The sequence below is a fragment of the Arsenophonus sp. PmNCSU2021_1 genome (genome assembly GCF_036919435.1).
GTDB classification, from domain to species: domain Bacteria; phylum Pseudomonadota; class Gammaproteobacteria; order Enterobacterales; family Enterobacteriaceae; genus Arsenophonus; species Arsenophonus nilaparvatae.
Map to the genome: position 1 here is coordinate 61784 of NZ_JAZHPL010000002.1, position 19384 is coordinate 81167.

The 19384-nt window shown below is 34.3% G+C and carries 20 protein-coding genes, 2 tRNA genes and 3 pseudogenes; 18 read left to right on the plus strand and 7 right to left on the minus strand.

Annotation, left to right across the window (positions count from 1 at the left end):
- Positions 1 to 154: 154 nt before the first annotated feature.
- Together V3224_RS02050 and V3224_RS02055 are read right to left on the minus strand one after the other, a co-directional pair.
- Positions 155 to 973: a replication protein gene (locus tag V3224_RS02050; RefSeq protein ID WP_334468228.1), complete on the minus strand. Its 819-nt coding sequence runs from the start codon at positions 971 to 973 to the stop codon at positions 155 to 157.
- A 339-nt stretch (positions 974 to 1312) separates the two neighbouring features.
- A complete protein-coding gene (locus V3224_RS02055) occupies positions 1313 to 1807 on the minus strand; it encodes a hypothetical protein (protein ID WP_334468230.1) in 495 nt (164 codons plus the stop codon).
- A 301-nt stretch (positions 1808 to 2108) separates the two neighbouring features.
- Here V3224_RS02055 and V3224_RS02060 point away from each other — a divergent pair, with 301 nt between their 5' ends.
- Positions 2109 to 2360: a hypothetical protein gene (locus tag V3224_RS02060; RefSeq protein ID WP_334468232.1), complete on the plus strand. Its 252-nt coding sequence runs from the start codon at positions 2109 to 2111 to the stop codon at positions 2358 to 2360.
- Between the two features lie 16 nt (positions 2361 to 2376).
- On the opposite strand, the gene V3224_RS02065 is transcribed toward V3224_RS02060, so the two are convergent.
- Entirely contained in the window at positions 2377 to 2781 is a 405-nt protein-coding gene (locus V3224_RS02065) for a hypothetical protein (RefSeq protein ID WP_334468234.1), read from the minus strand.
- A gap of 85 nt (positions 2782 to 2866) precedes the next feature.
- Here V3224_RS02065 and V3224_RS02070 point away from each other — a divergent pair, with 85 nt between their 5' ends.
- The 7 genes and pseudogenes from V3224_RS02070 (at position 2867) to V3224_RS02100 (ending at position 6394) form a co-directional block, all read left to right on the plus strand.
- Positions 2867 to 3703: an antA/AntB antirepressor family protein gene (locus tag V3224_RS02070; RefSeq protein WP_334468236.1), complete on the plus strand. Its 837-nt coding sequence runs from the start codon at positions 2867 to 2869 to the stop codon at positions 3701 to 3703.
- A gap of 1 nt (position 3704) precedes the next feature.
- The gene (locus V3224_RS02075; RefSeq protein ID WP_334468238.1) at positions 3705 to 4025 is read left to right on the plus strand and encodes a hypothetical protein; all 321 of its coding nucleotides are present in this window, start codon (positions 3705 to 3707) and stop codon (positions 4023 to 4025) included.
- 196 nt (positions 4026 to 4221) lie between these two features.
- Positions 4222 to 4470 (plus strand): hypothetical protein, encoded by a 249-nt coding sequence (locus tag V3224_RS02080; RefSeq protein WP_334468240.1) that lies wholly within the window; start codon positions 4222 to 4224, stop codon positions 4468 to 4470.
- Positions 4467 to 4925 (plus strand): annotated as a pseudogene (locus V3224_RS02085) (Sak single strand annealing protein); the annotation flags it as partial. The gene V3224_RS02080 and the pseudogene V3224_RS02085, both read left to right, overlap by 4 nt.
- 163 nt (positions 4926 to 5088) lie before the next feature.
- A complete protein-coding gene (locus V3224_RS02090) occupies positions 5089 to 5745 on the plus strand; it encodes a lambda exonuclease family protein (RefSeq protein WP_334468242.1) in 657 nt (218 codons plus the stop codon).
- Positions 5697 to 6122 (plus strand): single-stranded DNA-binding protein, encoded by a 426-nt coding sequence (locus tag V3224_RS02095; RefSeq protein ID WP_334468244.1) that lies wholly within the window; start codon positions 5697 to 5699, stop codon positions 6120 to 6122. Before V3224_RS02090 ends, V3224_RS02095 begins: the two co-directional genes overlap by 49 nt.
- 26 nt (positions 6123 to 6148) lie before the next feature.
- Complete coding sequence (locus V3224_RS02100) at positions 6149 to 6394, plus strand: hypothetical protein (protein WP_334468246.1); 246 nt, start codon at positions 6149 to 6151, stop codon at positions 6392 to 6394.
- A gap of 136 nt (positions 6395 to 6530) precedes the next feature.
- Here V3224_RS02100 and V3224_RS02105 read toward each other — a convergent pair whose 3' ends face one another.
- The gene (locus tag V3224_RS02105) at positions 6531 to 7403 is read right to left on the minus strand and encodes an IS982 family transposase (RefSeq protein ID WP_334467716.1); all 873 of its coding nucleotides are present in this window, start codon (positions 7401 to 7403) and stop codon (positions 6531 to 6533) included.
- A 149-nt stretch (positions 7404 to 7552) separates the two neighbouring features.
- Between V3224_RS02105 and V3224_RS02110 the strand changes: the two genes are divergently transcribed.
- The 6 genes and pseudogenes from V3224_RS02110 to V3224_RS02135 all read left to right on the plus strand — a co-directional run.
- Complete coding sequence (locus V3224_RS02110; protein ID WP_334468295.1) at positions 7553 to 7963, plus strand: ORF6N domain-containing protein; 411 nt, start codon at positions 7553 to 7555, stop codon at positions 7961 to 7963.
- 203 nt (positions 7964 to 8166) lie between these two features.
- Entirely contained in the window at positions 8167 to 8490 is a 324-nt protein-coding gene (locus tag V3224_RS02115; protein WP_334468248.1) for a hypothetical protein, read from the plus strand.
- 415 nt (positions 8491 to 8905) lie between these two features.
- Positions 8906 to 9148 carry a hypothetical protein gene (locus V3224_RS02120; RefSeq protein ID WP_334468250.1) on the plus strand — a complete coding sequence of 81 codons (243 nt, stop codon included), beginning with the start codon at positions 8906 to 8908 and terminating at the stop codon, positions 9146 to 9148.
- A gap of 224 nt (positions 9149 to 9372) precedes the next feature.
- Positions 9373 to 9558: a hypothetical protein gene (locus V3224_RS02125; RefSeq protein ID WP_334468252.1), complete on the plus strand. Its 186-nt coding sequence runs from the start codon at positions 9373 to 9375 to the stop codon at positions 9556 to 9558.
- A gap of 234 nt (positions 9559 to 9792) precedes the next feature.
- Positions 9793 to 10587 (plus strand): annotated as a pseudogene (locus V3224_RS02130) (site-specific integrase); the annotation flags it as partial.
- Positions 10588 to 10784: 197 nt separating this feature from the next.
- Positions 10785 to 11168 (plus strand): annotated as a pseudogene (locus V3224_RS02135) (recombinase); the annotation flags it as partial.
- A gap of 723 nt (positions 11169 to 11891) precedes the next feature.
- Here V3224_RS02135 and V3224_RS02140 read toward each other — a convergent pair.
- The gene (locus tag V3224_RS02140; RefSeq protein ID WP_256379489.1) at positions 11892 to 12026 is read right to left on the minus strand and encodes a hypothetical protein; all 135 of its coding nucleotides are present in this window, start codon (positions 12024 to 12026) and stop codon (positions 11892 to 11894) included.
- A 380-nt stretch (positions 12027 to 12406) separates the two neighbouring features.
- Here V3224_RS02140 and V3224_RS02145 point away from each other — a divergent pair, with 380 nt between their 5' ends.
- The 3 genes from V3224_RS02145 (at position 12407) to V3224_RS02155 (ending at position 14885) form a co-directional block, all read left to right on the plus strand.
- Positions 12407 to 12796: a hypothetical protein gene (locus V3224_RS02145; RefSeq protein ID WP_334468254.1), complete on the plus strand. Its 390-nt coding sequence runs from the start codon at positions 12407 to 12409 to the stop codon at positions 12794 to 12796.
- A 1083-nt stretch (positions 12797 to 13879) separates the two neighbouring features.
- A complete protein-coding gene (locus tag V3224_RS02150; RefSeq protein ID WP_032114649.1) occupies positions 13880 to 14098 on the plus strand; it encodes a hypothetical protein in 219 nt (72 codons plus the stop codon).
- A 424-nt stretch (positions 14099 to 14522) separates the two neighbouring features.
- Complete coding sequence (locus V3224_RS02155) at positions 14523 to 14885, plus strand: hypothetical protein (RefSeq protein ID WP_334468256.1); 363 nt, start codon at positions 14523 to 14525, stop codon at positions 14883 to 14885.
- 1418 nt (positions 14886 to 16303) lie between these two features.
- Here the strand turns inward: V3224_RS02155 and V3224_RS02160 are convergent.
- Positions 16304 to 16376, minus strand: a tRNA-Thr gene (locus V3224_RS02160).
- A gap of 5 nt (positions 16377 to 16381) precedes the next feature.
- A tRNA-Ser gene (locus tag V3224_RS02165) sits at positions 16382 to 16469 on the minus strand.
- Between the two features lie 208 nt (positions 16470 to 16677).
- On the opposite strand from V3224_RS02165, the gene rcsD reads away from it, so the two are divergent.
- Positions 16678 to 19383 carry a phosphotransferase RcsD gene (rcsD, locus tag V3224_RS02170; RefSeq protein ID WP_334468258.1) on the plus strand — a complete coding sequence of 902 codons (2706 nt, stop codon included), beginning with the start codon at positions 16678 to 16680 and terminating at the stop codon, positions 19381 to 19383.
- Position 19384 lies beyond the last annotated feature (1 nt).

The window sequence follows — 19384 nt, forward strand, 5'->3', positions numbered from 1 at the left end:
CATTCCTTAAATCTAAAACTCGCCGTATCTCATTCTGAGCAGCGATAAAATTTTAGTGGTAAATAACGCCTTATAATGGATTACAGGGTGTTTAAAAGGGTGTCTGAATGGTAAATTGAGATTGAATTTTAAACCTGAAGAAAAATGCTAACTTTTAACTTCGGTCATTTGCTCTATCCTCCTTGACGAATACATAGCACTTGTCGGTGATTAAATAATCAATGTTTTTAGCTCTCCAGTAACCCCCTTTGCCATCCGGTCTATCTTCAGTCATCCAGCGACAATGATTGGCTATGTAGTTCAGATAACCTTTCCAGTTCTCAATCGTGAATGGTTCGTTATGGCTTTTCAGGTATTCACGATTACATCGTTGCCAAAATGTCCGCATCTTAGATTTACGACTATCTCGTAGAACTCCTACCCTCGACATTTCAGGTAAAATTTCGTGATAGGCATCAATCATCGCCTGGTAAGGAACCGCTTCTGATTTCTTCGATTGAGATTTATTGACTGAGGGTGATGGGTTGTTTTCGATAGGAAACTTACCAACTACATCTTTAGATGTAGTAATATTTTCTTTTTTCTTTAAGATATTTCTTTTGTGTGTCTCCAATCTAGAGACAACATCTGTCTCCAACTTAGAGACATTTTTTGTCTTCAAATTAGAGACAGTGTCTCTAGATTGATTAATCCAATCTGAAACCGTTTTATTTACGCCTATTTTATTGCCCTCAAGAATTAAATAGTGCATTGTAATCAATTCATTTTTTGCTTTATTCACATTCTGTCTTGATAAACAAGTGACTTCTGCAATTTGGGAATCAGAAATACGATCAACCTTTTTGCCAAAACCGTATGTTTTTCTTACAATTGCCAACATAACTTTTAGTTGTCTGGCTGTAAGATCTGAACTCGCCAAAGACTCCAGTAACTCATTCGCTACTCTGGTATACCCATTTTCAATCTCAGCCACGGTATTCTCCCTGACTTCGTTTTTAACTCTCACGAGTTTCGCACCAATAAAAAAACGCTCTATTTTTAAGTTTAATTCAGCATAATATGTAAATAGATAAAACCTTATAAATTAAATATAACTTATTGTAAATTAAGTAAATTTATGCATTTCAGTAACTTGCAGATTAATCATTACTTTTAAGCCATTTCTAGAATTTTATAGGCCTGTGCGAAACTCGTGTTTATGTTTTCCGATTTTATATCGTGGAGTTTTCTATTTATTTAGTAAATAGCATTATCAATTTCAGATTGATTCTTTGCATCATTATTCTGATGTCTGACGATGTGACGGAAGGAATTAAAAACAAGATGATGGAATATGAATATCATAATCACCAAGATAATCCATCAAATAATGAGAATCACAGCTATGACAAATCGACGTAGAAAATATTTTTCCATTATAATTAGTCTTGCCTCCCGTTGGTTGAAGTATCGATATTACTCTATTTTGGTAGCAGTGTGCACAAAGATAGTGAAGATTGACCTCATCATTAGCCGAAAGCTTAGACCGATATACTATCGACCCCGCCGGAGTTTTATGCATTTCATAATTAGCAGACTGGCTCGCAAACATCTCGATTTTAGCATTTTCATCTGTCAGCTTCATTGTGATTTGTTTCTCTGCATGATAAAGGCTTGCAAGTTCTGAGTTAAGCATCTGTAAATCCGTAATCTTTTCTCTGAGTTCTCCAACCGCTTGATTAATTATCACTGCATCACGATTGCCAATAATAACTTTCAAAAGGTCATAACACTGCTTGGTTAAAGTCACACCTGATAATATATCCATTTTATAATCTCTATCACTGTAGGGGTAAGATTATTTTAACCGATTTCTCTCTGTAGGGGTACAAGAGAAACCACCGAGCCTGATGTGGTAAAAAGACAGGCAATCAAATCAATTTAAGGATGTGTGAATGCGGCTATGCGCTCGTGGGACATTCAACACACTATAAATTATCTTTCAAAAATAGCTAAATATAGTTTGATTGCGTTTACCCGTCCGTGAAGACTGTAATCGGACACCGAGAGGCACTCGGCACACATCCTACCTTTTCAGTAAATGTTAACGAGGGATACACATCATGAGATTGGATAATCCACACATTGTAACGGCAAAACACCCAAATATGGGAAATCTGGTTGGGGTGACTAATGGTAGCCGTAATTTGAGCGATGCGAAATACTTAAGCAGCATTGATATATGGAATGACGACGACATGGAAACAAGAACTTTCAAAGAAATTATACAGTGCTTAACAAAAGAAAATAAGCGTCTTAAAAAAGAGAATGTAAGACTGATGAAGATACATCGTCAGATTGGAGGGCTGTGCAGGATTTGAAACTGCAACCGAGCAATTAGAAGAATTTAAGTATTGCCGTTGCAGCACTAATAGTCACAACGATTATACCACCAAGTTTTAAAAGTAGTCCAGTAGCAATAGTTTCAACGTCTTTACGAATCAAGGCTATCTGACCATCAGTTTTCTCGAAACGTAAATTCATCTCAGCAGATAAATCTTTGCGAACATCAGCAATCTCAGCAGATAAATCTTTGCGAACTTCTGCAATCTCAGCAGATAAATCTTTGCGAACTTCTGCAATATTGCGATTTACCTCAATAATATCAGCTTTAGTCGCAACATCCGCAACCTCATGCGATCTACGTACAACAAGTGAAATGGCTCTGGCTTGTTCTCTGGAAATGCCAGCATTTTCTAGTTCTTCTGATGCTTGTAATGTATCAAATGCAACCTGACCCATAGAGAATCCTCCTTTTGAGTAAGTATAACGGGTTTAGGGTTCGATCTGCAAAATCTTTCATCAATTAACTTTGAGGAATTTCTACATGCAAAATTTAATTAACATCGAAACAAAAAACATTAGTGGTCAATTAATACAAACGGTTAATGCTCGTGATTTACATGCGTTTTTGGAAATTGGTAAAGATTTTTCCAACTGGATAAAAGATAGAATTAAACAATATGGATTTGTAGAGGGCGATGATTTCATTATTGTTGAAAATTTGAGCTCGCCAAAACTGGCGAGTGCAAAATCTCGACAACAAATGCTTAAAGAATACGCAATCTCTCTCAATATGGCAAAAGAACTATCAATGGTTGAGCGTAACGAAAAAGGGAAACAGGCCAGACAGTATTTTATTGAATGTGAAAGACGGATTTTGCAACCTAAATTATCTAATGACCCAACAACTTTAGGCTTACCCAATTTCCTTGACCCTGCTGAATCCGCAATTGCATGGGCTGAGCAACATAAAAAAGTTCAACTGTTAGGTGTACAGGTTCAACAACTTGAAACCGAAATCGATAGCCTAAAAAACCTGTTCCAGGTTGGTATGACACCCGTCCAGTTTTGCAAACAACTTAATGGCGTAAACATGAACCAGGTCAACCTTTTTTTAGAATCGCGTCATTTTCTCTACGATGCAGAAAAGGATATCAGCAAGGCTCATGTCTGGCGTGTTCATTCTTATGCAAGAGATAAATATTTAACCGAATCACCCTTCATCATGACAAACGATTATGGGCAACGTCAGTGTTACAAAATCATTCTGCTAAAAAAGGGGGCTACATGGCTATATAACCAATACCTCAAAAGTAAGCTACCGATGAAGAAAGACTGGAACGGTGAATTTACTCACGATAAATATAGTCAGGTGGCCTAAGATGACGATGAATCAGGACGTTATTATCGCTCGTATCATTGCCGCATCCAAAGATATTTTTGCTTGCGAAAAAGCCATCGTAACGCTGAAAGATATTTATCATTCTGCCATACGCCAATATTTGCTCAAAAATGGTGACCCAAGAGCGCATTGTGGTTTACTTAGTCCAGAAAAACCAGAATACGAAGGGGTCATCGAGCATACAAAGCCCCACTATAGGGCGTTAATGAAGAAAAAGCGTGAACTCTATAACGCACGTCGTCGACACCGCAAAGCAACACAGGCGCTACTCAAATATCAATCAAAGAAAACGGACGAATAAAGACCGGATTCTACCAATCAATCACACCTGAATATCAATTGAGAGTTAACAATATGAACCAGCTTAAACAGCAGGAGCTACGCTACGTCTTAAATAGTGACAGCTTCGCCAGAAAAGACGCCATAAAAATTATCCCCACCGTGTTAATCATCGCGTTGGCAAGCCTCGTTTTACTGTTAGCAAGATAGGAGGTCACATGAGTCCTTACGCCATGCAAGATTACTGGTACGAACAACAGCAAGAAATTGCTTATTGGGAGGACAGGCTGGACGACGAAATCAGCGAACTAGTCCAGCCTGTTTATGACTGCCTACCTTCCTCAGTGATGAAAAAACTCAGTAATGAGGATTTTGACGATATCTGGAAGGCGCTGTTTGACCATTTCAAAAATGAGAATATCCATCAGTACAAAGCACTTCGAGCGCCCAAGAGGAAATATCTATGAGCGACATACAACATACTGAAAAAGAAAAAAGTTTTCAACAACAGGTTTGGGAAACGCTGTCGGCGATTAATGTTAACGATAAAGTTGAAAAGAAAAGCGGCCTTTCTTATCTCTCATGGGCGTGGGCATGGGGCGTATTAATGGCACATTACCCAGAATCCTACTATGTCATTGATGCCGTTAGCTATAACAATGATGGCAGTGCGATGGTGTCATTAACCCTCACCGTCAAACAGGGTAATAACGAATGTCCCCGCAAAATGTGGTTACCCGTTATGGATTACCGGAATCAGGCTATTTCCACTCCTAACGCCGTTGATATCAACAAAGCGCTGATGCGCTGCCTCACTAAAGCCATTTCGATGTTTGGATTAGGATTTTATATCTATGCGGGTGAAGATTTACCTGAGCAGGAAAAAGTTGTGATGCAGAAAGAAGAAGCGCAACAAAAGGCTCGTTACAATCAATTAATCAAGGAATTAGAAATAGCAGCAAAAGGCGGTGTTGAATCAATGAAATCCCATTGGCTGCAATTAAAACCAGAAGAGACGGATATCATTGGCGAAGAAAATAAAATGGCTATTTATCGCAACATTGCAATGAAAAATGAGGCTAATCATGAAGCAGAAAACGGACGAGTGGTTTCAGGCAAGGCTTGGGAAAGTCACCGCCAGCAATTTACACAAGGTGTTATCCAAAGGCAAGGGAACAACACAACGAAACTACCTCATGCAGTTAGTCTGTGAAACCCTTACCGGACGACGAGAAGAAATTAAAACTAATCAGGCTATTGAACGGGGGAATGCCCTTGAACCTAAAGCCAGAGCAGGATATTGCCTCAATGAGTTTGATGTCACGGTCACCGAAGTGGGCTTTATTCCCCACCCGACTATTGCGCTATTTGGCGCTAGTCCTGACGGCCTGGTTAATGATGATGGACTTATCGAAATAAAATGTCCTAACACTACTACTCACATTGAAACCATTGTCACAGGGAAACCCAAGTACGAATACCTGTTACAAATGCACGGCCAAATGATGTGCACAGGCAGAAACTGGTGCGATTTTGTCAGCTATGATGACAGACTTCCCCCTAACCTGGCCTACTACAAAATCCGAATTATCAAGGATGATGATTTAGTTAACGAAATTGAACAAGCCGTTCAAGCATTTATTGAAAAACTGAAAGCAGAACTCAGCAAAATTAATCAATATGTGGAGGCTCCATGGCAAACCAGAACCAGTGTCACTTTACCGGACGCATCGGCAAATTAGAAATCCGCTACACCCAGGATAAAAATCCCATATCCGTATTTTCTCTCGCTATCAGCAAATCAAGAAAAGACAACAGCGGTCAATGGATTGATGACACAACATGGATAAACTGCAAGGCATTTAAGCAAATAGCGGAATATATCAATAATTATGCACAAAAAGGTACTTTTGTTCGTATTACTGCTGCCTATCAGGAAAATAAATGGACAGACAAATCCGGTCAGCAAAGGATATCCCCCGAATTTTTAGTCAATGACGTTGAAATATTGGGCAACCGGAAAGAGAAGAAACCGCAGGAAAGCCAAGGTAGAACGGGTATACCAACCACTAACCCTATTCATCAAGCTGATTTTGAAGATGAAGATATACCTTTCTAGACGCTAATTATACCGGAGGTTAAGTTATGAAACTTAACATCATTAAATTATTAATCACGACATTATTGTTTATCAGCGCGGCATTTGCTTTCGAATTGATAGTTGGTCACATTGCGCACGCCGATGCCGTCATTGACCCACAAATCAGGTTTAAGCATGGTGAATTAGGCAATATTCATTTAGGCGGACAAGAGCTACTGGTTATTGGCATTATGATAGTCCCTGCACTCTTGATTTATATAGGAATATTCATCGATACCTTGAAGAAATAGTTACAAAGCAAGAAGTCATTACCCCACCTAACCTATTCCACTGAGTCAACATCTATATTCATTCATCAATTTTAACTATTGAGGAATTGCTATATGCAAAATTTAATTAACCTGAGTTCGGGATAAGCATTATCAATTATACTTGAAGATACGTACCTGCAACAGGTATCTTTGGTTTAGATGGCATTAAACAATATGCAACCAGTCCGCCTAATAAATTCACTACAAAGTTAGCCGGAGAGCGATGTCGCGTATGCTCTATTTGACAAAGATTTTTTAACTCATCAAATACCGTTTCAATGACAGAACGATGACGCAAGATGGCTTTGTCGAAACAAGTCTGTTTAATAGGCTTCATTTTCTTCTTGATATTCGTTATAAGGCTAATTCCCATCGTTTTGAGTTGCTGTTTCAGTGAAGCCGATAAATACCCTTTATCTGCGTACAAACAACCAGAAAGATCCTTTGTCAGCTCAGGCAATGGTTTCCGATCATCGGTGTTTCCTGGTGTGAGTCGAAAACTGAGTATTTCCCCCAAATGATTGATAATTACATGAAGCTTGAAACCAAAGAACCAACCTGTTGAATTTTTTCCCCGTTCAGCTATCCCATTGAAGACTTTATGTCTGCGGATCCGTAAGTTATCACACACCGCTATCGGAGTAGAATCGGCAACCGATAGCCCCGTGCATTTTCCCTTAATTGACTCAAACAGTGCCGTTAACGCTAAGGCACTACGCGGAAGTAACTCTACACAGCGTGAATAGGATGGCAAGTTAGGAAATTCCTTCCGGAGATATAAGCGGACATAATAGAGATAAAATACCTTGAATTGCCTGAATCGGAGTTGATGAAACAACACAACCAGTGTCATCATTTCCGCCAACGAAAGCTGAGTAGACCGTCTACGACGCTTAGTACCGTTAGTCAGCAAATATTCATGCATTTTTGGCTCGAAGTCTTTGCAAAAATCATCCATCAGGCAATAAAGTTCAGTAAGATTTTCCATAATTGTTTAACAATGCTCTACTCTTTAACCAGACTGTTAGAGTATTTTAACAAAACAGGCTCATTCAACTATTTGAATATCAAGACTTTCTCTTTATTTCTTATCCCGAACTCAGGTTAATTACTATCGATTCTAATCAATTACCCATTATCGAGTGGAAAAATGTTCGGGTTGTCACTACTGAAACCCTTGCTAAGGGGTATGGTGCCAGCATGAAAAACATTCAGGATAATCTAGCCAATCATAAAGCTCGTTTTGTTGAAGGTATCCATTATTTCAAGCTGGAAGGTAATGAATTACAACAGTTTAAGAGGGTACCCGATAATATCGGGTTGGTTAGTAAATATACAAGTCAGCAGATTTTATGGACAGAAAAAGGTGCAGCTCGTATGTCAAAAATTGTTGATACTGATGAAGCATGGTCTTTCTTTGAAAAAATGGAAAACGCCTATTTTCGTCCCGCTCCATCTCCAAAAGCATTACCTGGAAATTATATTCAAGCATTGGAAGCGCTAGTTGAATCAGAAACACGAGTTTCGCACAGGCATATAAAATTCTAGAAATGGCTTAAAATCAATGATCAATCTGCAAGTTACTAAAACACATGAATTTTCTTAAATTACAATAAGTTGTATTTGATTTATAAGGTTTTATCTATTTATATATTATGCTGAATTAAACTTAAAAATAGAGCGTTTTTTTATTGGTGCGAAACTCGTGAGAAAAAGAGAAACTGATTATTGCTGACGAACGTGATAAAGCTTTGCGTACAAAATCACAAATCAGCCGTACTCGTGAAGCTTCTGCAATGGGTAAACTTAGTGTGGCTACCCGTAAAAATAGGGAATTGACAGAGCGGTTGGGAGAAAGCGTGAAACATGCCACCATCACAGCAGTAAAGAATGCCACGGGAAAAGAGTATAAGTTTGCCCCTCTTCGCAAATGGTGTCGTGAGAATCAAGTGGAAGCAACCGAAGTACCTGATATTCGTTATGGTCAGGTTAAGTCATGGCCTGCTGAATCATGGCTACAGGTATACGGTATCAATCTCAAATCGTTATTTGCTAATAGCCAACGTATTCACTAGACACGAGTTTCGCACCAATAAAAAAACGCTCTATTTTTAAGTTTAATTCAGCATAATATATAAATAGATAAAAACTTATAAATTAAATTCAAGTTATTGTAATTTAATAAAATTTATGTGTTTTAGTAACTTGCAGATTAATCATTACTTTTAAGCCATTTCTAGAATTTTTATATGCCTGTGCGAAACTCGTGTAGAGATTGACCACTATTTGGTATTTCTGCATCACTCAAAAAAATGCCAGCTCAAGGCTGGCCAACACCAGGGAAAATGTTGCTGTTAACCAACACACAACGGCAACAATACTACCACAAACACTTCATAAATGACCATATTTAAATCAACATTTACATTCATTTAATAAATAAAATAAAGAGTTTTACACTATTTATTAAAAAATAACTAGAGGAACTGTATGAATAACACCCAGGAATACCGAACAACGTTACATCATGTAAAAGCAGGGGTGCAGGTTATTTATCATGGTGAAAGGATGAAAATAATTGGATTGAAGGAAAAAAAATTAACAAACAAAGGATTGATATATCAATTTGATACCGATGGAGAAAGCGGAATTTTAACCGGAAATGGCAGTAATAAAATCACTGTCTTAGAAAAAATAAACGACTTGCATAAAAGTAAAAGCTGGTATGTTTAGGAGATGAAGTGAAGTATGACCTGATACTCGCAGACCCACCCTGGCAATACCAAAACAAAGCATCAAAAGGCGCAGCAAATAACCCCTAATAATCTACCTGATTAAATCATATCCCTAACCTAACAAACACTGAATATAAACATTCGCACTTAGTCATTGGTTTCTGTGGGGCAATGAAGCGCCTGAAAATAGTGTGAGTTTGTATAATACAAGGAGATTAAAAAATGCTCATTAATAATAACAAATTAATGAAAGCTAGTTTATGGGGTTCTCGTGAATTTGAAGAAGGCTCAATACCTGATAATAGAACAATTAAACGATGGATTGAAGTAGGAAAACTCAAGGGTAAGATCGTTGATGGTTCTATATGGCACGAGTTTCGCACCAATAAAAAAACGCTCTATTTTTAAGTTTAATTCAGCATAATATGTAAATAGATAAAACCTTATAAATTAAATATAACTTATTGTAAATTAAGTGAATTTATGCATTTCAGTAACTTGCAGATTAATCATTACTTTTAAGCCATTTCTAGAATTTTATAGGCCTGTGCGAAACTCGTGTATGGGTTGTTTCATCTGAACGGTGGGGAACTGATTCTATTATCTCATCACATGTCAATGAATTAATACGAGATTCATAAAATGGCGGCTCGTCCAAGAAAGAGGGAGTATCGTAATCTCCCTGATTTTCTTTTCTTCGATAAATCAAAAAATATTTACAGATTGGTTTTAATAAATGGAAAAAAGAAAAATATCGGAAATGACAAAGCATTAGCTATTGCCATTGCTAGAGAATATAACAATATAATGCGCCCATTATTAGATATATCTATAAATTCTTTAATTCAAGAGTCTGGTGGTAAATTTGGCGAAGGACTAACATTTTCTGAACATGTTGAACATTTATTTAAGAGAATAGTAAAAGATGAAACCCCATCAATAACAACATTAGCTGATTGGAAGAATGATATAGAAAGAGTAAAAGAATTTTTTATTAATATTCTTTGCACAGAAATATCGCTTGAACATGTTAATGAATATATCAACAAATATCATGGGAACGCATCCGCTAACGTACAAAATAGAAAAGTTTCTTTTTTAAAAAAATTATTTAGCTACGCCATTGATGAATCTTTAATGCTAGATAATCCAGCAGAGCGAAAAAAACGCAGACGTACAGATAAAAAAGTTAGACACCGTTTATCTTTCGATGATTTCAAAAAAATTAGAAATGCCGCTGAACCATGGTTAAGAACTGCTATGGATCTTACGTTACAAACCACTCAAGCAAGGTTAGAAGTCTCTCGTATAAGATACAATATCAAATCACCACAAGAAGGTATTTGTGGATGTATATGGTATAAAGAACCTCAAAATAATATTTATGGAATGCTTTATATACATCGTCAAAAAGTTCAAGATAAAGAAGCATCACATATACACGAGTTTCGCACCAATAAAAAAACGCTCTATTTTTAAGTTTAATTCAGCATAATATATAAATAGATAAAACCTTATAAATCAAATACAACTTATTGTAATTTAAGAAAATTCATGTGTTTTAATAACTTGCAGATTGATCATTGCTTTTAAGCCATTTCTAGAATTTTATATGCCTGTGCGAAACTCGTGATATAGCTATACCTATTGGCGCTAAGCTAAAAGAAATAATTGATAATAGTCGTGACTCTATCGCAAGTCCGTATGTTGTCCATAGACTTCCAATAAAAAGACCAAGCAAAATAAGTAGTGAGATTCATCACCCTACTCAAATCGCGCCTGATTACTTGAGCAGAGCATTTTCTAACTTGAGAGATCAACTAGGGGTAACAGCACATTTAACACTAGCTGAAAGACCAACATTTCACGAAATTCGCGCATTAGCGGCACACTTGTTTAAAATTAATGGATTAGACCCTCAAGCAAGAATGGCACATAGTGACGCAAAGTCAACCAAAATATATACTCAGAACCATGTAGATTGGGTAGAAGTACCTCACGGAGAGATATCATTATGACGGGGAAAAACTCAACTTAAGTTATTGATGTATATAATGAATATATTGTAATTTATGCACTGTTTGTTTATACAGCTAAACTACTATTTATATATTAAATATCAATTAGTTACATGGTAATTAGTTGCCGTCATGGGGTGTCGGGGGTCGGAGGTTCAAATCCTCTCATGCCGACCAAGATTTACTAAGAAAACCAATCAGTTATGATTGGTTTTTTTGTGCCTGAAATTCACCGATGGTAAAATTGGAGTAAGATGATCGATAATTATTGGTGGTTTTCTGCTCTTTCATTGGTCTATCGCATCAAAGACTTCATATAAATCAATTTTCAAAATTTATAATTAAATAAAATAGCGTTTAAATTAATACTGCCTAATTTGAAAGTAAAATGAAAAAGATAACATTTTTCCTTATGGTAGCTTCTTTGTTTTCTTATTCAGCTAATCAAAAACTGATATAAGGGGAATTACCAAAGCTGACGGGACCACTAGTTATGTCCAAGTTACCTATTTTTCTTCAGTGCTCAATTAAATTGTTGATCCCTATTGTTCATTAGTAGTATCTGGCTTTCATTTATGGTAAACAATTTAGACACTGAACCTGAATAGCGGAAAGAACCGCTATCAATACAGCAAAGAAGAAAAGATTACATGCTATTACAACGGCTGAACCGAAAATTACTATAAAGAATTCTGTCTATAATATCTTCTCCCTTCATCGCTATTAATCCTTGCTTTTATTATCACTCTCTGAATTTTTTGATGTGGATAATTCATTTTGTTCTGTTGGCCTAACAACCATTGCAGGCATATACTTTTGCTCTGAAACACTTTCTGTCACAACTTTTTTATCAGTCATTGATAAATCTTTTTTATTTGGCGGTGGTAACTAAAAAACCACTTCAACTGATGTGGTTAAAAGCAGGCACTAATAACCGTGTGGAGTAATGCACAAAAATAAAGATGCTGTTTGTTAGTTAATTTTCTATGTCGTAGCACCCAGCGGTTATCTATTGTCACACTTGCCAAGGGCGTGATGATAATGCTGTTAGTTAACCGCTTTTTTATCTATAAAAAATAATTAAATAAAGTATCTTCGCCAACAAAATTTTAGTTGTCTTAGGACACAATTTTGGTGGAACTATTGCACAACGGCTAGCAGAAATAGAATCATCTCGTATAAAGCGTTTGATCTTCCATAATGCATTTGTTTTACGTGATGGAGAATTACTTTATGATATGTACCCACCTATTTTTCACGAAATATGGGAAAAAATAGCCATTGATAATAAAATAATGCTCCCTTTTGAGATTTTTAGAGAGTTATTTATTGGTGATGTTGAATTAGAAAAAGCAAAGGAAGTTTATGATAATTTTTGGTCCCCATGTTGTGCTGCAAGTCATTACGATAAAGTACCGCTAAAAACATTTGAATCACTATCAATTCCTCGTAGCATAATATATGCGTCAAGAGATAATGCTCTTCCTGTTGGTAAGTATGACTGGCACCCTAAATTTAGCAATCGTCTGAATATTTATCGTTTTACTGAATTACCAGGAAGCCATGAAGTATTATTCAGTAATCCTCAAAGACTTACTGAATGTATAATACACGCTAGTAGACCTTAATTTCTTTTTATTTTAATAAAATTATTTTAAACAAGCATGGTATATAACCTGTACAGAGGATTTATTCAGAGGTTGTAATCCTCTCATGCCGACCAATTTTTACTTAGAAAACCAATTAGTTATGATTGGTTTTTTGTGCCTGAAATTTACGTGGGGTAAAATTAGGATAAAATTGACAAAAAATTCACTTGCTAGTGAATGACCAATAATTTTGATTCAGACAATCCTGCTGAGTCGTTAATAACCAGCTGATTAGTCGTTTTAATTTATGGTCTATTTTATTTCATTGCCATAAATGAATTACCACTATTGCAGGACAGAAAGTAAAAAAAAGCCAGCTAAGCTGGCCAAAACACACAGGAAAAAATAATGATGTAAGACAAATATCTAAAATATAAAGTCATTCAATTGCAGCGAGAAACGAAACATAACACAAATTTGCTTAAATATTGATCTGAAAACTAATTAGTATGATATCCATCACAGCTTAATACTCTAAATTACAAAAATGTAATTGATCTGATCTAATGACAAACAATAAATAACAAATGAAAAATGGTATGGAAAATAATTTTCTGCCCTTTTCAGTAATTTGCTGGACCAGACCACTTACCTAATCGGCATAAGCAATTTATTCATTTAACCATTTGGCCAACCAAACCCTCATTTCATGATTAAACTACGCTAAAGCAATAAATTAACTACTAAAACATCGTCTCCCTACTAATAGCTAAATGAAAAATTATGACTGAAAAAGCTTTATAATAACGCCCTGCCAAATCTGATAGTTTTAACAACCTATTTTAATAAGCAAAACAATCCAACGTATTTTACTCAATTGCTGCTAGCTGTATCCTACTATGCAATCAGCAATAAAATTATATATGTTGTTTGCAGTATTTTATTTAATACACCAAATGATTATTAATGCGGTAGAAGTTAATAAGTTGCTATAAATTTAACCAGTCATGACTGGACGGTATACAAATTAACGGCAAAAAGTATATAATACTGTTTGATGCTTAAACCATCAAACAAGTAATAAATTAACTGATAAACAGTCTGTGTTCATAGGTGGTTATTATGTCAACATTACGGAATTGGATTACCAGATACTTTCCGAGTGATCATCAAAAAATGAGCAAAAGACAAAATGATAAAATTTCCGCATTTGTACGTGTTGACAAAAGCGGTGCCGCTTATATTCCCTCTAATGAAATTGCCGCATTACCCGAAGTAAAAGAAATGCAAAAGATGGCTAGCTTGATTGTAAAACAGAAAAAAACCAGTACAAGGAAATAGCTTGTTAGCATTACTACTTATTCCCATTTTAGTTAGCGGCTATATTATGATAGTCCTAAATCCCTATCACTACTTTAGATTACATAGGCACGATGGACAGCTTTTATACTTAAAAGTAGCTACTTATGGTATACTTTTTGCTTTTTTGCACTACGATAATTGGCGTATTAATTAAATTCTTGTTGCCAAGCTTTCATCTGATAGATTTGATTGCAAAAAATTTTACCCTTACTGGTGATAAAAAAATGATCATATCTATGCATTGTTAACATTATTATCAGTCACATCAATTTTATTTTCATGGATATACGTTTTTTTTGTTTGGGTAAAAAACTATATACTTGGCTATTTTTACAGTAAAAAACATTTAGCGACTTACAATAATATATGCCAAGCTAAAAATGCGAGAGTACTGAGAAAAACATTGTCGAATCGTACTATTGACTGCATGTTACTTGATGCCCTTGAGTCAACACCTAAGCGTCCAGTATTAATAAACCTCTCTTCAAAAAAGGTTTATATTGGCATTATCAGCGGATTATCCGATCCAAACGAAAAAGAAGAACCAAATAAATATATCTCTTTCTTTCCCGTTATGTCCGGTTATCGAGACAAGGATACGATGTTATTAGAATTTACAAATGTATATCCTAGCAAGATAAAAGATTTAAATATTGTTGTTTCTACTGACGAAATATCTCATATCTCTTGGTTTGATTTTAAACTCTATAATAGTGTCAATAATTCAGCAGCAAAAGAAGAAAAAAGAAACACCAAAATTAATTAAAAATATTAGGCTTGATGGTATCTATCTTGTCGGGTAAGCAGACTATTAAATTAATTATAAAATGAGTAGCAAAAATATAAAAAATAGTATGAATAGCTTACCTTAAGAGTAAAAATCAGTATCATAAGTTGTAATATTATAAAGAATTAACATAGGAAATACTATAAACCATCAGAATTAAAAAATAAATTAATTTTAAAAAAATTTTTTTAAAATTAATTTAAATAACCTAAAATATATTTTACATCTATTTTGACATTAACAAACATAAGAGTTTTTTAATTTTATTTTTAATATAATTTAAACCAACCAAATTAGAAATATACAATTGTTTAATTATATTAATATTTTGCCTTTATCGATAAAAATCCACATTCAATTTCTAAATTAAGCTACCGCTTCTAATACTATACTGTATATTACCATGAATTTATTTAATAATATTTACGCTGGCAATATCAACTACATTAAATATAAAACTTGATTAATCTCACTCTGTAACATATTTAAATTACAAGCAAATAATCAACGTAAACTATCTTATAGATAAGAGCAATACACGAGTTTCGCACCAATAAAAAAACGCTCTATTTTTAAGTTTAATTCAGCATAATATATAAATAGAAAAAATCTCATAAATTAAAAATAACTTATTGTAATTTAAGTAAATTTATACGTCTTAGCAAGTTACAGATTAATTATTGTTCTGAAGCCATTTCTAGAATTTTATATGCCCGTGCGAAACTCGTGCAATAAAATAATCTAAAATTAATCGATATGCATAATTTATTGTTGATAGAGATATTTTGTTTATTGTTAGGTTAAAAACAAAAGGAAAAAAATAAAAAATTGCGTGAAGATGTTATCCATTATTTGTCTTTCTCTTATTCAATCATATTCTTTTGCTAATGAGAGCACTAACGATAAAGTCGCGGATGAATATATATATAACCAAAATGGCCTGGTTACAGTATGTCATTATGATGACAAAATTAAAGAAAAATTATGCTTTGATGAAAATGGTATTGTCGATTATGGGTATATAAATATCAAAGCTACGCACTAAAACAAACCGTGAAATAACCACAATTAATCATAACAATATTACTTTTGAACATACCGCTATTGTGACAAGGTTAAAAATAAGAATTGTTTAATATGCTTCCTAAAATAAAATTAAAATATTAAAAATTTCATTTACATGATTTTAAGAGATTGAGCAGCTATTTTAGACAGCAAATACTATTTTTACTAATGTGGATTAAATTGAAATCAAACCAAACGTTTCACAGGTATGTCTGTTTACTCAATAGAACAGCGGCAATAAATAGAAACTTATGCTATAGAAGCACCCCAGAAATATCCCACTTACCTAAAAAGCACTGTGGGATAAACTGAGCAGCTTTTGACTTAATTGATACCCGCTACCGGAGTCGAACTGGTGACCTACTGATTACAAGTCAGTTGCTCTACCAACTGAGCTAAGCCGGCGAATTTGGCGGAGGGATAGAGATTCGAACTCTAGGATGGTTTCCCATCGGCGGTTTTCAAGACCGCTGCCTTCGACCGCTCGAGCATCCTTCCATGGCGCCGAATTATGGCGAAATGTGATGACCTTGTCTAGACCTTAATATAAAAAAATACTATTTTTTTCATCGTTTGCTCAAAGTTTGATCATTAAAATTATACTATCCGAAATTACCTGTTAAAATAATAAGACAGAATTGTTTAAATAGTAATCAACATACTAATTTTTTTCTTCATGTTTAATAAAAAGGCGCCTCTTCTACCAATGGATTATAAACAACCAACCTTACAACTTTCATCGCTAACCCGCTTTTTTATAATGTTTATCAGCTCGCTTGTATTATTATTATTTCTATTTGCCTACAATTACTTTCATAATTGGATCAATAATAGTCAAAATGCGCTCAGTAACATCACTAAACAACTTGAATATGAAATTGAAGATTACCGTTATTACGCAAATCAACTCTATTACATTGCAAACGATGGAGGGGATGAAACTAAGAGTGATACCCCCTTACCCATAAAATTGCGCCCTGATATTTTTTGGATCAATAACTACGAGCGTCATGTCGATGCCATTATTTTTGGCAGGCAAAATAATACTAATATTAATCTGGCCTATAAACTATCTAACTATATGGGCATAATCTGGGGAGCTAAAAATGAATACAGCTCGATGTACTATCTCAATGGTCCTGATAATACACTTTTGCTGGTAACTACCCATTCGATATTAAAACCAGAGATTCGCTATAAAGAGAGTTATTTAACTTTAACCGCAGAAGAAAAACGCTCTGAGATGTTGACATTATCATCGGCTATAGACAAACGAGAAAGCTTGTCAAATATTCATCGTACACGCCCTGATAATTCATACTATTATACTTACCGCACAATGTTCAACTCACCAGGCCAATTGACTACCATTATAACTTTTGAATTACCCATAAATTTATTACTCTCAAAAAATATTAATCCTGAATACTTATCAATTACCTTTTCAAATGACATAATACACAACAATGGAAACCTAGTTGATATTGAATTTAATGGTCTCTCACTACAATTTACCCAACCCATTCCTGGAACAACTTACCGGCTAGTATATCAATTACCAATTAAAGATATCTTGTGGGATCTTTTATATAATAATTTGTGGGCCATAATCGCCATTTGTTTTTTTACAACCATCTCTATTGTTGGCAGCTTGTATATCAGGACACGTTTTGTTGCCCCTAACCAAAATATGTTTCAGGAGATACAAATTACAAACACAATTAGCAACTATATTATTTCAAATATTCCTATTGGTTTTCTACTTTATAATTTCACAACCAATCGCAAAATTATGAGTAATGGAATAGCTGAATTACTTTTACCCCATATGGACTTGATACGTATTCGTGACATGGCAATCCAGCATCATGGGGCTATTCAAATTTCAATTGAAGATACTATTTATGAAATAAAATTACTTAATAATCAATTATTAGATAATACTTATATGTTTTTTATTCATGATCAAGATAAAGAAGCACTAACAAATAAAAAATTACTAATGGCTAAACATGAGCATGAAAAAAATATTCAAGTCCGACGCTCGATGTTGTCTAACATGTGTAAAGAGATCCATACTCCCATTATAGAAATTAATAGTCTTATTAACCAAATCAAACTAACCTCTGATGAGCACAACATAAAATATTTAATTAATGAATCATTAATTAGAACACATTATATTGTTAACTGGATAGATAATATCGCTTTACTTAATACCATTGAATCTGGTGAATGGAAATTAGAGCAACCAAATGAATTTAAACCTGTCTCAATCGCTGAGATGATGAATAAAATACTAAAAGAAAAAACATCACTGCTTATCAACAAAGGTCTTTCACTTTACTATCATAATAATTTAAATTATGAACAACACATCACCACAAATAATAACGCTTTATTTAAAATAATTTCACTTCTATTGAGTTATTCAATCAATACAACTAATTTTGGCAAAATTACTGTCATATTAAACTATGCAACTAAACGACTATCCCTCGAGATCATTGATAGCGGTATAGGACTTAATGCTATGGATCTGGCAAATATCCACATACCTTTTGCTAGTTCAACAAATAATGACGGAACCCTATCCAATTCAGGAATGACATTTTATCTATGTCATCAGCTATGTTACCGTATGAAAGGTGAATTTTTCATAAAAAGTAAAGTTGGAATCGGTTCTCATTATACAGTGACATTGCCCTTAGAATTAGAAAATGAACAAAGTTCCAAGTCATTACCACTTCTTGATGGTATTAATATACTTCTTGATATTAGAAATCCTGAAATTCATAAAATTATCCAGCAGCATTTAATGACTTATGGAGCTAATTATTCTGATATGATTAAAAATAATTGTCATTCATCCTATGATTTATTTATAACTGATCATAAAACAGAATATAATAAACCGACAATTTACCTTGTTGATAATATTATTAATTATAGAGTAGTAAAACAAAATTTGATAAAATGTAATTTCAATTTTAATGATGAACTTATTAATGCAATTTCTATCTTAAGCGAAGATAATTTGATTGCGGAGCAAGAATCAACCGATAAATCAATATTTACTATCATCAATCATAACAATAATTCAAACCTTATAATCCTTGAGGATTATAAAAAAGAGCTTTCTGATAGTGACTATCGTAATTTATTCCTTACTACAGTACCTATAGATATTAATAAGCTGTATACTAACCAAGAAAAAGGTAACTTAAAAAAACTAAAAGATATAGCACATAGACTAAAAGGTGTTTTTGCTATGCTGAACTTTGAGCTTCTTAAAAAAGCATGTGAGCAATTAGAACAGCACATAGCAGATAATAATGAATTTGAGATTTTAAATAGCATTAGAGATATTGATATCTTTATCAAAAAACTAATGCCAGAGGGCAACCAATAAA

Bases quoted from the DNA above. Each gene is read 5' to 3' on its own strand.
- V3224_RS02150 (WP_032114649.1), top strand. From the start codon at position 13,880: ATGTCAACATTACGGAATTGGATTACCAGATACTTTCCGAGTGATCAT.
- V3224_RS02075 (WP_334468238.1), top strand. From the start codon at position 3,705: ATGACGATGAATCAGGACGTTATTATCGCTCGTATCATTGCCGCATCC.
- V3224_RS02120 (WP_334468250.1), top strand. From the start codon at position 8,906: ATGAATAACACCCAGGAATACCGAACAACGTTACATCATGTAAAAGCA.
- V3224_RS02100 (WP_334468246.1), top strand. From the start codon at position 6,149: ATGAAACTTAACATCATTAAATTATTAATCACGACATTATTGTTTATC.
- V3224_RS02140 (WP_256379489.1), bottom strand. From the start codon at position 12,026: ATGACTGATAAAAAAGTTGTGACAGAAAGTGTTTCAGAGCAAAAGTAT.
- V3224_RS02125 (WP_334468252.1), top strand. From the start codon at position 9,373: ATGCTCATTAATAATAACAAATTAATGAAAGCTAGTTTATGGGGTTCT.
- V3224_RS02095 (WP_334468244.1), top strand. From the start codon at position 5,697: ATGGCAAACCAGAACCAGTGTCACTTTACCGGACGCATCGGCAAATTA.
- rcsD (WP_334468258.1), top strand. From the start codon at position 16,678: ATGGATTATAAACAACCAACCTTACAACTTTCATCGCTAACCCGCTTT.
- V3224_RS02080 (WP_334468240.1), top strand. From the start codon at position 4,222: ATGAGTCCTTACGCCATGCAAGATTACTGGTACGAACAACAGCAAGAA.
- V3224_RS02070 (WP_334468236.1), top strand. From the start codon at position 2,867: ATGCAAAATTTAATTAACATCGAAACAAAAAACATTAGTGGTCAATTA.
- V3224_RS02055 (WP_334468230.1), bottom strand. From the start codon at position 1,807: ATGGATATATTATCAGGTGTGACTTTAACCAAGCAGTGTTATGACCTT.
- V3224_RS02065 (WP_334468234.1), bottom strand. From the start codon at position 2,781: ATGGGTCAGGTTGCATTTGATACATTACAAGCATCAGAAGAACTAGAA.
- V3224_RS02090 (WP_334468242.1), top strand. From the start codon at position 5,089: ATGAAGCAGAAAACGGACGAGTGGTTTCAGGCAAGGCTTGGGAAAGTC.
- V3224_RS02145 (WP_334468254.1), top strand. From the start codon at position 12,407: ATGTACCCACCTATTTTTCACGAAATATGGGAAAAAATAGCCATTGAT.
- V3224_RS02105 (WP_334467716.1), bottom strand. From the start codon at position 7,403: ATGGAAAATCTTACTGAACTTTATTGCCTGATGGATGATTTTTGCAAA.